15 protein-coding genes are annotated in these 13,462 nt (G+C 71.2%); 7 read left to right on the top strand and 8 right to left on the bottom strand.

Going from position 1 to position 13,462, the window contains the following annotated elements:
* Positions 1-21 precede the first annotated feature (21 nt).
* Both AOK08_RS02230 and AOK08_RS02235 read right to left on the bottom strand, forming a co-directional pair.
* Positions 22-228 carry a hypothetical protein gene (locus AOK08_RS02230; protein WP_055523084.1) on the bottom strand — a complete coding sequence of 69 codons (207 nt, stop codon included), beginning with the start codon at positions 226-228 and terminating at the stop codon, positions 22-24.
* Between the two features lie 93 nt (positions 229-321).
* Complete coding sequence (locus AOK08_RS02235; RefSeq protein WP_055523086.1) at positions 322-942, bottom strand: L-threonylcarbamoyladenylate synthase; 621 nt, start codon at positions 940-942, stop codon at positions 322-324.
* A 125-nt stretch (positions 943-1,067) separates the two neighbouring features.
* Between AOK08_RS02235 and AOK08_RS02240 the strand changes: the two genes are divergently transcribed.
* The 4 genes from AOK08_RS02240 (at position 1,068) to AOK08_RS02255 (ending at position 3,494) form a co-directional block, all read left to right on the top strand.
* Complete coding sequence (locus AOK08_RS02240) at positions 1,068-1,454, top strand: DUF6479 family protein (RefSeq protein WP_198539077.1); 387 nt, start codon at positions 1,068-1,070, stop codon at positions 1,452-1,454.
* A 45-nt stretch (positions 1,455-1,499) separates the two neighbouring features.
* On the top strand, positions 1,500-2,327 hold the full coding sequence (locus tag AOK08_RS02245) for a methyltransferase domain-containing protein (protein ID WP_079053771.1): 828 nt from the start codon (positions 1,500-1,502) through the stop codon (positions 2,325-2,327).
* A 114-nt stretch (positions 2,328-2,441) separates the two neighbouring features.
* Positions 2,442-3,104 (top strand): DUF6629 family protein, encoded by a 663-nt coding sequence (locus tag AOK08_RS02250; RefSeq protein ID WP_055523089.1) that lies wholly within the window; start codon positions 2,442-2,444, stop codon positions 3,102-3,104.
* Between the two features lie 60 nt (positions 3,105-3,164).
* A complete protein-coding gene (locus AOK08_RS02255) occupies positions 3,165-3,494 on the top strand; it encodes a YkvA family protein (protein WP_055523091.1) in 330 nt (109 codons plus the stop codon).
* Positions 3,495-3,581: 87 nt separating this feature from the next.
* Here AOK08_RS02255 and AOK08_RS02260 read toward each other — a convergent pair whose 3' ends face one another.
* Both AOK08_RS02260 and AOK08_RS02265 read right to left on the bottom strand, forming a co-directional pair.
* A complete protein-coding gene (locus AOK08_RS02260; protein ID WP_055523138.1) occupies positions 3,582-4,946 on the bottom strand; it encodes an FAD-dependent oxidoreductase in 1,365 nt (454 codons plus the stop codon).
* 180 nt (positions 4,947-5,126) lie between these two features.
* Positions 5,127-5,402: a zinc-ribbon domain-containing protein gene (locus tag AOK08_RS02265; RefSeq protein WP_055523093.1), complete on the bottom strand. Its 276-nt coding sequence runs from the start codon at positions 5,400-5,402 to the stop codon at positions 5,127-5,129.
* Between the two features lie 91 nt (positions 5,403-5,493).
* On the opposite strand from AOK08_RS02265, the gene AOK08_RS02270 reads away from it, so the two are divergent.
* Complete coding sequence (locus AOK08_RS02270; RefSeq protein WP_055523095.1) at positions 5,494-6,537, top strand: 2-oxoglutarate and iron-dependent oxygenase domain-containing protein; 1,044 nt, start codon at positions 5,494-5,496, stop codon at positions 6,535-6,537.
* A 177-nt stretch (positions 6,538-6,714) separates the two neighbouring features.
* On the opposite strand, the gene AOK08_RS02275 is transcribed toward AOK08_RS02270, so the two are convergent.
* Positions 6,715-7,584, bottom strand: a complete 870-nt coding sequence (locus tag AOK08_RS02275) for a helix-turn-helix transcriptional regulator (RefSeq protein WP_198539078.1) — start codon at positions 7,582-7,584, stop codon at positions 6,715-6,717.
* A gap of 60 nt (positions 7,585-7,644) precedes the next feature.
* The gene (locus tag AOK08_RS45430; protein ID WP_055523097.1) at positions 7,645-8,148 is read right to left on the bottom strand and encodes a nuclear transport factor 2 family protein; all 504 of its coding nucleotides are present in this window, start codon (positions 8,146-8,148) and stop codon (positions 7,645-7,647) included.
* Positions 8,149-8,755: 607 nt separating this feature from the next.
* Between AOK08_RS45430 and AOK08_RS02285 the strand changes: the two genes are divergently transcribed.
* The gene (locus AOK08_RS02285) at positions 8,756-9,628 is read left to right on the top strand and encodes a LuxR C-terminal-related transcriptional regulator (protein ID WP_055523100.1); all 873 of its coding nucleotides are present in this window, start codon (positions 8,756-8,758) and stop codon (positions 9,626-9,628) included.
* Between the two features lie 351 nt (positions 9,629-9,979).
* On the opposite strand, the gene AOK08_RS02290 is transcribed toward AOK08_RS02285, so the two are convergent.
* Positions 9,980-10,837 carry an aldo/keto reductase gene (locus AOK08_RS02290; RefSeq protein WP_055523102.1) on the bottom strand — a complete coding sequence of 286 codons (858 nt, stop codon included), beginning with the start codon at positions 10,835-10,837 and terminating at the stop codon, positions 9,980-9,982.
* Between the two features lie 238 nt (positions 10,838-11,075).
* Here AOK08_RS02290 and AOK08_RS02295 point away from each other — a divergent pair, with 238 nt between their 5' ends.
* Positions 11,076-12,494, top strand: a complete 1,419-nt coding sequence (locus tag AOK08_RS02295; protein WP_055523103.1) for a DEAD/DEAH box helicase — start codon at positions 11,076-11,078, stop codon at positions 12,492-12,494.
* Between the two features lie 73 nt (positions 12,495-12,567).
* On the opposite strand, the gene AOK08_RS02300 is transcribed toward AOK08_RS02295, so the two are convergent.
* Complete coding sequence (locus AOK08_RS02300) at positions 12,568-13,455, bottom strand: SDR family oxidoreductase (RefSeq protein WP_055523106.1); 888 nt, start codon at positions 13,453-13,455, stop codon at positions 12,568-12,570.
* Positions 13,456-13,462 lie beyond the last annotated feature (7 nt).

Raw genomic sequence — 13,462 nt, forward strand, 5'->3', positions numbered from 1 at the left:
CCGCAGCCGAACAACCGACCGTCACGGCAACAACTTGTCCAGCGCCGCAGAACCCTCCTCCGCCAGCTTCCGCTCCGCCCAGGCAAGACTGCGCGGAGTGAGATCACGCCCCGTGGCAAGCACCAGATCCTCAGCGGAAGCGCCATGCTCCGCACCGGTGTGGAGCAGGGCGTCGGGGGTCGTGGTGTCGTCGGACGGAGAGGGCGAATCGGAGTGCTGGATCGGCATGACGTCTCCTTGCTCGACGGGCCTTCTACCACCATGCACAGCCCACGCCCCGAGCGCACCCCGCACCGGTCCCCGTGGCCGCACAATGAGCCCTCACTCGAACCGTGACGTGTCTCCCGCGCCCCGGCGCACGATCTCGGCCTCGCCGCTGGAGAAGTCGATGACGGTCGTCGGTTCCGTACCGCAGTCCCCGGAGTCGACGACCGCGTCCACGACATGGTCGAGGCGCTCCTTGATCTCCCAGCCCTGCGTCAGCGGCTCCTTCTCGTCGGGGAGCAGCAGGGTGCTGGAGAGCAGCGGCTCGCCCAGCTCGGCCAGCAGGGCCTGCGCGACCGCGTGATCGGGGATGCGTACGCCGACGGTCTTCTTCTTCGGGTGCAGCAGCTTGCGCGGCACCTCGCGGGTCGCCGGGAGGATGAAGGTGTAGCTGCCCGGCGTGGACGCCTTCACGGCGCGGAACACGTCGTTGTCGACCTGCACGAACTGGCCGAGCTGGGCGAAGTTCTGGCAGACGAGAGTGAAGTGGTGACGGTCGTCGAGCTGCCGGATCGACCGGATGCGGTCGATGCCGTCACGGCTGCCGAGCTGGCACCCCAGCGCGAAGCAGGAGTCCGTCGGGTACGCGATCAGCGCGCCGGAGCGGATGCTGTCGGCGACCTGACTGATCGTGCGGGGCTGCGGGTTGTCGGGATGGACGTCGAAGTACCTTGCCATCCAACGAGCTTATGCCGTCGTGTCGGCGCACCCGCACACGCCCGTACCCGCAGCCGGTCGTGGGCCGTCCGCTGTCGCGGGCGAGCCGGGTGAGTAGCCGGCCGGTTCCTGGGCACTCGGCGGCCATGAACACGGCAGAAGCAGCAGCGGACGCGGGTCAGGTGCTCGCCGCGTCGGGCGACGTACGCAATGTGGCCGCCGCCTTCGCGGGCGGCCTGATCGTGGTGGCCCTGCTGATCTGGGCCGTCCGGCTGGGTATGCGGGCCAAGGACGCCGAGTCGCCGCCGCCCGGGCCGGAGGAGCATCCCAGGCTGCCGGAGACCGGGCCGGTGCGCGAGGAGCGGGAGATGCGCGAGGCCAACGAGGTGCCGCACACCCACGATGAGAGCGAGCGGCTCAATCCGCACAACCTGGCCGCCTCCGGCACGAAACGCGGCCACGACCAGACCCGCCCGCGCTGGGCGCCCGGCAACAGCGGATCCTTCGGCAGCGGCGGCTCGGGCCGCAAATGACGTTTCTGGTGGCCCGTGTGTGACCGGCCTCATAAGGTGGGCCGCATGGGGGAAACACCTGGCACCCGGCCCACCTCGGAGTTCCACGCGCGCAATTTCTCCGTGGAGGCCGTCGGACGGCTCGTGGCGGCCCTGGACGCGCAGGACGGGGCCGACGGCGTACGGCGGCTGCGTGCCTGGGCGCAGAGCGTGCTCGACCCACGACCGGGCGAACACGTGCTCGACGTGGGCAGCGGCACGGGATCGCAGACCCTGGCCCTGGCGGCGGCTGTCGGTCCGTCCGGCGACGCGGTGGGCGTCGACGCGAATCCGGCGCTGCGCGAGGTCGCCGAGCAGCGGGCGGCGGCGGCCGGCAGTACGGCCCGCTTCCTGGACGGCGACGCGCACGCCCTTCCGCTGCCTGACGCCTCGGTGGACGTGGTCTGGTGCGAGCGGCTGTTGCAGCATCTGTCCGAACCGGACAAGGCCGTCGGCGAGATCGCGCGGGTCCTGCGCCCCGGCGGACGCGTGGTGCTCATCGACTCGGACTGGGCGACCGCCCTCCTGCACCCCGGTGCCCCTGACGCGGTGGCGGCCCTCATGGCGGGAGCCCTGGCCGCCGCGGCCAACCCGTACTCCGGACGACGGCTCCCGGACCAGCTGTCCGCCGCGGGGCTGGTCATCGACGACCAGGGCTCGCAGGCACTGCTCCAGGACAGTACGGCGGTGCCCTGGCCCCTGATCCGCATGATGGGCGAGTCGGCCGTGCGGCGCGGACTGATGACCGACGAGCAGCGCGACCTGCTGTACGCGGAGCTGACCGGGGCGGCGGAGCGCGGCGCACTGCACATGTCGGTGACGATGTTCGCCGCGGTCGCCCACCGCCCCGCCTGACCTGCCCCCGAGGCGGACGGCCGGGGTGTCCGCGCACGTCCGGCATGCGGCCGGGGGCGGGTCGTGGTCCGCTGTGAGGCCGAGGCGTACGACGACGGACCCTGTGGCGGTGCGATGTGCTGGAGTGCGACGGCCGATCTGGTGGCGGGTGCGGGCATCGCCGCCGTGGGCGTGGCGAGCGTGGCGATGGTGGCCCGGGCGGGCCGGGGGCGTGATCTGCCGCTGGCCGCGCTGCCGTTGCTCCTGGGCGCGCACCAGATCGTCGAGTCCCTGGTGTGGCACGCGGACGGCGGATCCGGTCCGGCGACCCTGTTCTGGGCCGTCATCGCCCTTCCGCTCCTCCCTCTGTGGGTGCCGGCGGCCGTCCTGTGCGCGGCGCCCACGAGTGCGAGACACCGACTGCTGCTGCCGCTGGCCGTGGGCATCGTGACCAGCGCCGTACTCGCGTACAGCCTGGCGACCCATGAGGTGACGGCCGGCATCCGCGACCACACGGTCGGATACGGCATCGACCTGTCCCACCCCGCACCGCTCGTCACGGGCTATCTGCTGGCCACGGTCGGCTCCCTGCTGCTGTCAGGCGACCGCCGGCTGGTGCTGTTCGGACTCCTGGCCGGGGCGGGCGCGCCGGTGTGCTGGGCGCTGTGGCGACTGGAGTTCGTGTCGACCTGGTGCGCCCTCGCGGCGCTCTGCTCCCTGGCCCTGCTGGGCTGGGCCCGCCGAGGAGGCCGTCCGGTACGACCTGGGTACGGAGGCCGTGGTGTGGAGAGGGGGTGAAGGGGCAGTCGAAGGGTAGGAAAGTCAGGACAGAGGCGGATTCGGCACAGCGGAGGGGCGATGGATTCCACCACGACAGTGATCCTGATCATCGGGGTCCTGGCCGCGGCGGCGCTGGCCGTGGCGGGCACCCTGCTGGTCCGGCTCGTCCGCACCCGCCGGGATCTGCGCCGCGCGGGCCTGCCGACCGGCTCGCGCTGGGTCTTCTGGGGCGCGGTCGCCTACCTGGTCCTCCCGACCGACCTCCTGCCCGATCCCGTCTACCTCGACGACATCGGCGTACTCCTGCTGGCGCTGCGCAGCATGCGCAACCAGGCACGGGAGTTCGGTATCGAAATCGACGGGATGCCCGAATCCACTCCGGTCGGCCGTACGGACAAAACCTGGTGAGCACGGACAGAACGTGATGACGAACGACAAGGGCCCGGCTCGCGTCACCCCGCGAGCCGGGCCCTGTCACCGCTGCTGCGGCCCCGCCTACGCCTCGCTGGCCCGGAGCATGTCCTCGCGCTCGACGAGCTTCACGCGCTCGCGTCCCTGCGGCTCTCCCAGGGCCTTCTCCGCTGCGTCCAGCCGGTGCCAGCCCTCCCACGTGGTGAAGCGGATGTTCCGCTCACCGAGGAACGCGTCCACGGCCTCCGGGGCGGGCGAGGCCGGCTCGGGCAGCCGTCCGTCCGTGTAGTCGGCCAGCAGATTGGCGACGGTCTCGTTGGCGTCGCCCTTCGTGTGCCCGATCAGTCCGACCGGGCCGCGCCGGATCCAGCCGGTGACGTACATCGAGGTGAGGTGCTCGCCGGTCTCCTCGACCACCCGGCCGCCCTGGTCGGGGACGGTGCCCGACTCGACGTCCCAGGGCAGCTTGGGCAGCTTGTCGGACAGGTAGCCCACGGCGCGGTAGACCGCCCCGAGGTCCCAGTCCTTGAACTCGCCGGTGCCCTTGACGTTGCCGGTGCCGTCGAGCGCGGTCCGTTCCGTACGCAGACCGACGACCTTGCCGTCCTCGCCGAGGATCTCGGTGGGCGACTCGAAGAAGTGCAGGAACAGCTTGTGCGGCCGGTCGCCGACGTCGCGGATGGCCCAGTTCTCCAGCGTCTTGGCGACCATGTCGGCCTGCTTGTTGCCGCGCCGGGTAGCGATCGAGCCGTCGTCGTAGTCGATGTCCTCGGGGTCGACGATGACCTCGATGTTGGGGGAGTGGTCCAGCTCCCGCAGCTCCATCGGGCTGAACTTGGCCTGCGCCGGGCCACGGCGGCCGAAGACGTGGACCTCCAGCGCCTTGTTGGCCTTGAGGCCCTCGTACACGTTCGGCGGGATCTCGGTCGGAAGCAGTTCGTCAGCCGTCTTGGCCAGGACGCGTGCCACGTCGAGCGCGACGTTGCCGACCCCGAGGACCGCGACCTTCTCCGCGTCGAGGGGCCACGTACGCGGCACGTCCGGGTGGCCGTCGTACCAGGAGACGAAGTCGGCGGCGCCGTACGAGCCGTCCAGGTCGACGCCGGGTATGTCGAGCGCCCGGTCGGCCGTGGCGCCCGTGGAGAAGATCACCGCGTCGTAGAAGGCGCGCAGATCGTCCAGGCTGATGTCGCCGGGGTAGTCGACATTGCCGAAGAGACGGATCTGCGGCTTGTCGAGCACCTGGTGCAGGGCCGTGATGATGCCCTTGATGCGGGGGTGGTCGGGGGCGACGCCGTACCGGATCAGACCGAACGGCGCCGGCATCCGCTCGAAGAGGTCGATGGACACGCCGGGCTCCGCGGCCACCGCCGACTTGAGCAACGCGTCGGCGGCGTAGATCCCGGCGGGGCCGGCTCCGACAATGGCCACCCGCAGAGGGCGAGGCATGATCAGGTTCCCTTCGAGCGACGACATGAAGATCTTCGAAGGAAGCCTAAACTAAGGCAAGCCTAAGCTGGTACGGGGGTCGGAGTTATGAGCCCATAAAGTGGACTTATGGGCAGGGGGAGCGCCTCCGTGGACCAGCAGGGTGGGACCGGTAGGGCCGGTAGGGCCGGTCAAGGCTGCTCAGGGCTGCTGCTGCGGTGTGTCGGCGCGGCCGCCGACGGCGCCGCCGAAGCCCCGCAGCTGCTCCGCCTGTTCCTCGGTCACCTTCTGCTCCGCGCCGCAGAACGTGCACTGGGTCGTGTACTTGGTCGAAAGAGGGAACAGCGGCACAAAGAACAGCGTGAATTTCGTGACGCGTTTCCGGAGCGCGTGCGCGGCGGGATTCCCGCAACGGCCGCACACCAGCGTGAGTATCGCGAGCTGGTAAAGGTATCCCCTGGTGCCAAAAATGATCATCGCGCGAGTCCTTTCGTCGGTGTGTCCGCGGTCCGCCCCGCCCCCTCAGAAGGGGGTAGTGGACCGGCCATGTCCGGTTCATGGTGTGCGCATGACCGAACTGCAGACCTTCCCACTGCCCCCGACCGTCGAGGGCGGTGACGCCGACCGGTTGCTGGGTCAGGCGCTCATCGCCGCCTGGCAGGCCGACGGTATCTTCCAGATCCAGGCCACTCCCGACCAGGATGCCGCCACCGAACGAGCCCTGGCCGCGTCCAGGGCCTTCGTCGGCCGCCCGCTCAAGGAGAAGACCCAGTACGTCTCCGACCTCACCTACAGCGGATATGTCGCGTCCGGTGAGGAGGAGACCGCCGGGGAGAAGGACGGCTCGGAGATCTTCACCGTCTGTCCCGACATCCCCGAGGACGACCCCCGCGTCCACGACAAGTGGCCCTGCCACGGCCCCGCCCCCTGGCCGTCCGACCAGTACGCCGCCGCCATGAAGGACTACATGGCCGTGGTCGGCGACATCGGCCACCGGCTGCTCCAGTTGACCGCGCTGGGCCTCGGTCTGGACGACATGGAGCACTTCACGCGGCTCACCGACGACGGCTGGCACCACATGAGGGTGCTGCGCTTCCCGCCGGCCGACGCCACCTCCGAACGCGGTATCGGCTCCCACACCGACTACGGTCTCCTCGTCATAGCGGCCCAGGACGAGGTCGGCGGCCTCTACATTCGGCCGCCCGTGCCCGGCGAGACCCGGGGGCGCAACTGGCTGCCCGACGAATCCATGGCCGGGCGGTACGAGAACGAGGACCCCTGGACCTTCGTCGCCCCGACCCCCTCCGTCTTCACCGTCTTCCCCGGCGACATCATGCAGTTCATCACCGGCGGAACCCTTCTCTCGACCCCGCACAAGGTGCGCCTCGCCGACCGTGAGCGGTTCACCATGGCGTACTTCCACGAGCCGTCGTTCCAGGCAGTGGCCCGCCCCCTGGAGCCGTCGGAGACCGACGAGTACATCCACTACGGCACGCACTTCACCAACATGTTCATGCGCTGCTACCCCGACCGCTCGACCACCGCGCGGATCGAGCGGGAGGACCGGTCGGCGGTCCTGGAGCGGCTCCGCAAGGAGGCCCTCGCCTCTTGAGCCGTTCTCTCGCGTCACGCGCCACGGATTCCGGCGCGTTCCGAAGCCGCCCAGCCGCCGCCGGGCGGCTTCGGAACATGCCGGAACCCAGGAACCCGCGCCGCCTGGTCCCTGTCTTCCGTTCCGCTCAGTCGCCCGTTCCTCTCCGTTCTCAGGGCAGCAGGCCACGGTCCGCTCTCAGGGCAGCAGGCCAAGGCGGCGGGCGGTCAGGACCGCCTCCAGCCGCGAATGGCAGCCCAGCCTGCGCATCGCGCTGCGCAGATAGCTCTTCACCGTCTCGGCGCGGAGACCGAGTTCATGCCCTATGTCGGTGTTCGTCCGCCCCAGGGCGACACACGACAGGACGTCGAGTTCCCGCGAGGTGAGGACCGGGCCGGCGGAGCCCCGGGAGGCGGGGGCACCGGCGTCGGCCAGTCTGTCGCTCAGTGCGGCGACCCGGTCGCGCAGGTCGCCGTCCGTGAGCTGCTGGGCGAGCACCCGCAGTTCGGCGTACGCCTCGCGGATCGTCTCCCACCGGGGGGACGCCGGTTCCGGGGCGGGGTCGGCGGCCGGCCCGGACTCGTCGATACGGCCGAGGCGGCGCGCCACCTCGTCGCGCACCGCCAGGGTCTGTTCCAGGGCGCGGGCGGTGTCCATGACGGCGTCGACCGTACGGTCGCCCAGCCCGACGGACTGGCGGACCGCGCCGTACATCACCGCCCGCACCGTCCGGTTCACCACGACGGGGGCCGCGACGACGGCACGGATGCCCTCGGCTGCGACCATCAGATCGTAGTGATGGCTGATCGTCTTGGAGTTCGCGTAGTCGTTGACCGCGACGGGGCGGTGCAGAGCCACCGCCTTGCCGCCGAGCCCCATGCCGAACCCGAGGGTCAGCCCCATGAGGGCTCTGGTCGAGTTCCCGGCGAACTCGGTGAGCTGGGCGTGCCGTCCTCTGGTCACCACGCCGCCGAAGGTGAGATCCACGCCGGTGGTGTGACGTAACGAGTCGATGGCCCGCTTGAGTTGACGCTCGTCGTCCGAAACGGGGGGTGGCTTCACTGTCATACGTTGTCCTCGGTCTGCGCGGGAGTCCAGTCTGCTCCCGACGGGCCTCGCTGTGCGGGGTCAGCGGCCGGTGGGGGGCGCGAGGACGCGGTCCTCGGTCCAGTCGACGGTCAGTTCCCGGCGGATGAAGCGCCAGGCTCCCGTCGTACGCCGGTAGGAGTCGCGGTAACGGATGGCGCGCACGCGCAGTCTGGCGGCCTCGGTGTCGGCGGCGTACATCTCGTGCGCGAGGCAGTCGGTCTCTCCCGAGGCGCTGTCGCCGGCCAGCCGGACCTTGTGGCTGCCGACGAAGTGCGTGGTGACGACGGACGGCGTCAGCGCGGACAGCACGCGCTCCCAGCCGTCCCGCCCGTCGAGGACGAGGGGCGGACGGCCGGTGCCCGCAGGCGGGTTCAGGACCACCTCGCCGTCCTCGTGGAACAGCGAGGCGAGCAGCCTCGGGTTCCGCCGGTCCAGGGCCGAGGCGTAGGTGTCGACGAGCCTTCGCAGGTCCTGCCGCTCCTGTGCCCCGTCCTGCCGGGCGGCTTTCGTCCCGGTCGGGTTGCTCGTATCGGTAGGTGTCACATGTACCGCCAGACGGATGTGGGGGTCGGTTCCGCGGCGCAGGGGTTCAGCCGCCGGTCGTCTGCGAGGCCACGGGCAGGAGCGGCCCGTGCGCGATTCTCCGGGTGGGCGGGACAGCGCTTTCTTCGAGATCGGCAGGGAGCGGTGAGCGGGAGAAATGCATGGGGTCCCTCTCTGGACGTGCGGGCTCGGAACCGCCGGATGCGGCAACGGCCTTGCGCCGGAGGTGGGGTGGCGCGCGGCCCGAGTGGCAGGTCGAACGGTTGTGCGTCCCGTTCTCCGGACCGGGAACGGCTTTCTACTGGCACCACCATGGGGCAAACCGTGCCGCCGAGCTACCCCCGGTTGAGGGGGCGAGTGGAGGGAGGTGCGAGGCGAAAACCGCGTCGAACGCGCTGAAATCATGCCAGTCCCGCTCGGCCGTACGGGGCCCCGAGTGTGGCCGATCCCACTTCAAACGAAGCTGACAAATTGTCAATTGCGCTCTGGCGTACGGAACTTGACGCCGAGGAGAGCTTGCAGAACTGTTCTCCTGGCGCCGGAGCCGCAGCCCCCGGCGCTCGGGGAGAGGCAGGGAGCTGCCGTGAGGTAGGGAGTAGACCGGGTCGTGCTACCGGCGGAAGACAGCGAGGTGGCCGCCGCCACGAGGGCGGCGGTGCTGGCGCTGCGCAGGGACAGCGGGATGCCCGTCGCGGGTGCGGCCTGGGTCGTCGGCCCGCAACTGCTGCGGATCAGTGAGACCAGCGGCGTGAAGTCGCCCGGACGCCGGGGATTCGCCGTACCGGCGGGCACCGGACTCATCGGGAAGGTACTGACGACACGCCGGCTGGCGGTGGTGAGCGACTACCGGTCGGCCCAGCAGATCAGCCACGAGTACGACTCCTTCGTCGCGGCGGAGGAGGTGCGGGCGATGGCCGCGGCGCCCGTGATCGTGGGCACCACGGTACGAGCGGTGCTCTTCGTCGGGTCACGTGACGCCGTACGGCTCGGTGACCGCGTACTGACCGCGGTGACCCAGGCGGCACGCGACCTGGAGCAGTTCCTCGCGACCCACGAGCACGCCCACCGGCTCCTCACCGAGGCCCGCGACGCCCGGAGGCCCGCGGCACACCATGACACGGCACCCCATGACACGGCGGCCCTTGAACAGGTGCACGAAGTCCACACCGAACTGCTCGACCTGACGGCGACGATCGGCGAGGGCCACCTCAGGGAACGCTTCGACGAGGTGTGCGCGCTGCTGGAGTCGGGCTGCTGCGCCGAGGGCGCGTCGCACGGGCCGGCGGTGAGTCTGTCGCGGCGCGAACGGGACGTCCTGCTCGCGGTCGCCGCGGGCTGCACCAACCTGGAGATCTCGGGCCGGCTCGACATCGGGCTGGAGACGGTGAAGGGCTATCTGCGTTCGGTGATGCGCAAACTCGGCGCCGGTACCCGCCTCGAAGCGGTCACCGCGGCCCGCCGGGCGGGCCTGCTCCCGTAGAGCCAGGCCCCCCGCCGACCCCTCCCCGCGCGGTTCGCCCGGCAGCCGGCGTGCGACGGGCGGCGCGTGACCGTTCCCTGGCGTGCGGAGGCGTCCCGGCGACCGTTCTCGGCGTCGACGAGGGCCGCCCGGCCGTACGGTCCAGGCGGGCCCCCGGCGGCCGTCGCCCGTGAGCCGGGTCAGTACTCCGGACGGTTCGGCGCGCGGGAGGGCGGGGCCCGCCGTGGCGAGGCCGGTGTACGGACAGCCGGTGCGCGGCGGCGGGAAGGTGACCGATCGGCCGTGGAGTCCGGCGGGAGACAGTGGCGGGCGCCCGGCCCGGGGCGGTGGCCCGGCGCCCAGGACGACGGTTCAGGCGGCGTCGAGTTCGGCCGACTCCTCGGCGGAGAGGACCAGGTCCACGGCGGCGGCGGAGTCGCGGATCGTCTCCGGTCGGCTGGCGCCGGGGATCGGCACGACCACCGGTGACTTCGCGAGCATCCAGGCCAGGCACACGCGCTGCGGGCTGACACCGTGGGCCTCGGCGATCCGGGCGAAGGGGGAGTACGCCGAACCGAGGCCGCCGGCCCGGGAGATGCCGCCGAGCGGGCTCCAGGGCAGGAACGCGATACCCAGCTCGTCGCAGAGCCGCAGTTCCGGCTCGCTGGAGCGGAACGCCGGGGAGAACTGGTTCTGCACGGACACCAGGCGCCCGCCGAGGATCTCGTTCGCCAGCCGGATCTGCTCCGGGTTCGCGTTGGATATCCCGGCCATGCGGATCTTGCCCTCGTCCAGCAGGTCGCGGACCGCGCCGACCGACTCCGCGTACGGGACCTTGGGGTCGGGGCGGTGGAACTGGTACAGCCCGATGGCCTCCACGCCCAGGCGGCGCAGCGAGGCCTCGCACGCCTCCTTGATGTGCGCGGGCGAGCCGTCCAGGGTCCAACTGCCGTCACCGGGACGCAGATGTCCGCCCTTCGTGGCGACCAGGACGTCCGCGCCGCGCTCGTGGGAGGCCAGTGCCTTGGCGATGAGGGTCTCGTTGTGGCCGACCTCGTCCGCGTCCCGGTGGTAGGCGTCCGCCGTGTCGATCAGGGTGAGGCCGGTGTCGAGCGCGGCGTGGATGGTGGCGAGGGAACGGGCCTCGTCCGGCCGTCCCTCGATCGACATGGGCATCCCGCCCAGACCGATCGAGCTGACCTGCACATCACCGATGCGTCGAGTCTGCATGTGCTCGTGACCTCTTTCGGGTGGGGCGAAGCAAGGGTGCGCGGTGAGGGCGCGCGCTCCAGCCTTGCTCTCCGATGTCCTGAGGTCCAATAGAGGAATACGAACGCATTCAGCACCCGGGCCGCTGAATCGCCGTGTCGCCGCTGGTAAAATGGGGTCACGCTTCGACACCGCCGGGGCCCGTACCAAGGGGTACGGGCCCCGGGGCGTTCCAGGCGTCAGACCAGGAAGGTTCCTCATGAACGCCAGACCGACGGGCCAAGGACACTCCCGCGCGGGCAAGCCCCAGCAGGCCGCCCTGTCGCAGGGCGAGCTCTCCACCCCGAAGACGGTGTCCCCGGGTCTGCCGCCGGCCGCCTCCTTCGACGCGCTCGGGCTGCCACCGGCGCTCATGGAGACGATGACGGGCCTCGGGGTCACGGAGCCCTTCCCGATCCAGGCGACGACCCTGCCCAACGCGCTGGCCGGCCGTGATGTGCTGGGCCGTGCGCGAACCGGCTCCGGCAAGACGCTCGCCTTCGGGCTCGCGCTGCTCGTCCGGACCGCGGGCCGGCGCGCCGAGTCCAAGCGGCCGCTCGCCCTGGTGCTGGTGCCGACCCGTGAGCTCGCCCAGCAGGTGGGCGACGCGCTGGCACCGTACGCGCGCACCCTGAACGTACGGCTGGCGACGGTGGTCGGCGGGCTGTCGATCAACCGGCAGCAGGCGGAACTGCGGACCGGCGCCGAAGTGGTCATCGCGACGCCGGGACGGCTGACCGACCTGGTGTCGCGCCGGGACTGTGTCCTGAACCATGTGCGGATCACGGTCCTCGACGAGGCGGACCAGATGTGCGACCTGGGGTTCCTGCCCCAGGTGACCGACATCATGGACCAGCTTCCCGCCGACGGGCAGCGGCTGCTGTTCTCGGCGACGCTCGACCGCAACGTCGACCAGCTCGTACGCGACCACCTCCACGACCCGGTGTCCGCGACGGTCGACCGCGCGGCGGGCTCGGTCACCACGATGGAACACCACGTCCTGAACATCCACGCCGCCGACAAGTACGCGACGGCGACGGAGATCGCGGCGCGGGACGGCCGGGTGCTGATGTTCCTGGACACCAAGACCGGTGTGGACCAGTTCACCCGGCACCTGCGGGCCAGCGGGGTGCGGGCCGGCGCCCTGCACAGCGGGAAGTCGCAGCCGCAGCGCACGCACACGCTCGGCCAGTTCAAGGACGGCGAGATCACCGTGCTGGTGGCCACCAACGTGGCGGCGCGGGGCATTCACATCGACGCCCTCGACCTCGTCGTCAACGTCGATCCGCCGGCCGACGCCAAGGACTACCTGCACCGGGGCGGCCGTACGGCGCGCGCGGGGGAGTCCGGGAAGGTGGTCACCCTGGTCACGCCCAACCAGCGGCGCGACGTGAACCGGATGATGTCCGACGCCGGGATCCGCCCGACGGTCGCACAGGTGCGCTCCGGCGAGGAGAGGCTGACCGCCATCACCGGCGCGAAGCGCCCGCCGACCGAGACGAGGACCGCCACCGGCAACGCCCCGTTCCGTGGCATCGGAACCCGCCCGGGCCGGCCCGCCAAGGAGTCCCGCAAGACCGCCGAGGCCCGCAAGACGGCTGAGGCGCGGGCGGCGGCCCGGGTACGCAAGGGCCGCTGACGCCAATTCCTCCCTGCCCAGGGCTTGGCGCGGACCGGTCCGGCGTCGTACGCCGGGTGGTCCGCGCGCGGCCTCAGTTCTTCATGGCGCGAATCACGTCCGCGAGGGACGTGGCGGGGTGGCCGGTGAGGAAGGGCACCGCGTCGCTGACTCCGTCCAGCTGGCCGGCCGCCATCGCCGTGTAGGTCGACACCCAGGCGTCGAGCTGCCAGGGCGGCGCGCCGTAGGAGGCACGGGAGGCGTATGCCTCCTCGACCGTCTCCGGGTGATAGGTGACGGTACGGCCCAGCACCTCGGACAGGACGGCGGCGGCCTCGCCCAGTGTCAGCGACTGCGGCCCGGTCAGGTCGTAGACGGTACCGGCGTGGTCACCGGGACGGGACAGTACCGCGGCCGCGGCCTCGGCGATGTCGTCCTGCGAGACGAAGGCGGCCCGCCCCTGCCCGGCCGGACCACGGATGACGCCGTCCTCACCGACCAGGTGGGGGACGAAGTCCGCGTACATGTTGTCGCGCAGGAAGGTGTACGCCATCCCGCTGGCGCGGATGTGTTCCTCGGTGTGGAAGTGGTCGCGGGCCAGCGTGAACGTCGCATCGGGCGCGGCGCCGAAGAAGGACACGTACACCAGGTGCTCGACCCCCGCCCGCGCCACGCTGTCGACGAAGGCCTTGTGCCGGGCGAGCCGGTCGGCACTCTCGGAGGCGGACACCATGAGCACGGTCCTCGCGCCGCGCAGTCCGCGCACCACGGCGTCGTGGTCGCCGAAGGCACCCCGGACAGCCGTGGCTCCGGCCAGGTCCGGCGCGCGGTCGAGGTCACGCACCAGCAGCCGCTGTGAGATGCCCCGTTGGGCCAGCAGGCGGGCGACGCGACCGCCGAGGCGCCCCGTGGCTCCGGTGACCACGACCTCTGATTCTGATGATTCGGGCGATTCTGACGATTCGGTGGGCAGTTCGGTCATGGCTGGC

The sequence above is a fragment of the Streptomyces graminilatus genome, from assembly GCF_001418565.1.
GTDB lineage: Bacteria > Actinomycetota > Actinomycetes > Streptomycetales > Streptomycetaceae > Streptomyces > Streptomyces graminilatus.

Coding starts and splice junctions, on each gene's coding strand:
- AOK08_RS02250 (WP_055523089.1), top strand. CDS start 2,442: ATGTGCTGGAGTGCGACGGCCGATCTGGTGGCGGGTGCGGGCATCGCC.
- AOK08_RS02295 (WP_055523103.1), top strand. CDS start 11,076: ATGAACGCCAGACCGACGGGCCAAGGACACTCCCGCGCGGGCAAGCCC.
- AOK08_RS02235 (WP_055523086.1), bottom strand. CDS start 942: ATGGCAAGGTACTTCGACGTCCATCCCGACAACCCGCAGCCCCGCACG.
- AOK08_RS02265 (WP_055523093.1), bottom strand. CDS start 5,402: ATGATCATTTTTGGCACCAGGGGATACCTTTACCAGCTCGCGATACTC.
- AOK08_RS02275 (WP_198539078.1), bottom strand. CDS start 7,584: ATGACAGTGAAGCCACCCCCCGTTTCGGACGACGAGCGTCAACTCAAG.
- AOK08_RS02230 (WP_055523084.1), bottom strand. CDS start 228: ATGCCGATCCAGCACTCCGATTCGCCCTCTCCGTCCGACGACACCACG.
- AOK08_RS02260 (WP_055523138.1), bottom strand. CDS start 4,946: ATGCCTCGCCCTCTGCGGGTGGCCATTGTCGGAGCCGGCCCCGCCGGG.
- AOK08_RS02290 (WP_055523102.1), bottom strand. CDS start 10,837: ATGCAGACTCGACGCATCGGTGATGTGCAGGTCAGCTCGATCGGTCTG.
- AOK08_RS02300 (WP_055523106.1), bottom strand. CDS start 13,455: ATGACCGAACTGCCCACCGAATCGTCAGAATCGCCCGAATCATCAGAA.
- AOK08_RS02270 (WP_055523095.1), top strand. CDS start 5,494: ATGACCGAACTGCAGACCTTCCCACTGCCCCCGACCGTCGAGGGCGGT.
- AOK08_RS02255 (WP_055523091.1), top strand. CDS start 3,165: ATGGATTCCACCACGACAGTGATCCTGATCATCGGGGTCCTGGCCGCG.
- AOK08_RS02245 (WP_079053771.1), top strand. CDS start 1,500: ATGGGGGAAACACCTGGCACCCGGCCCACCTCGGAGTTCCACGCGCGC.
- AOK08_RS02240 (WP_198539077.1), top strand. CDS start 1,068: ATGAACACGGCAGAAGCAGCAGCGGACGCGGGTCAGGTGCTCGCCGCG.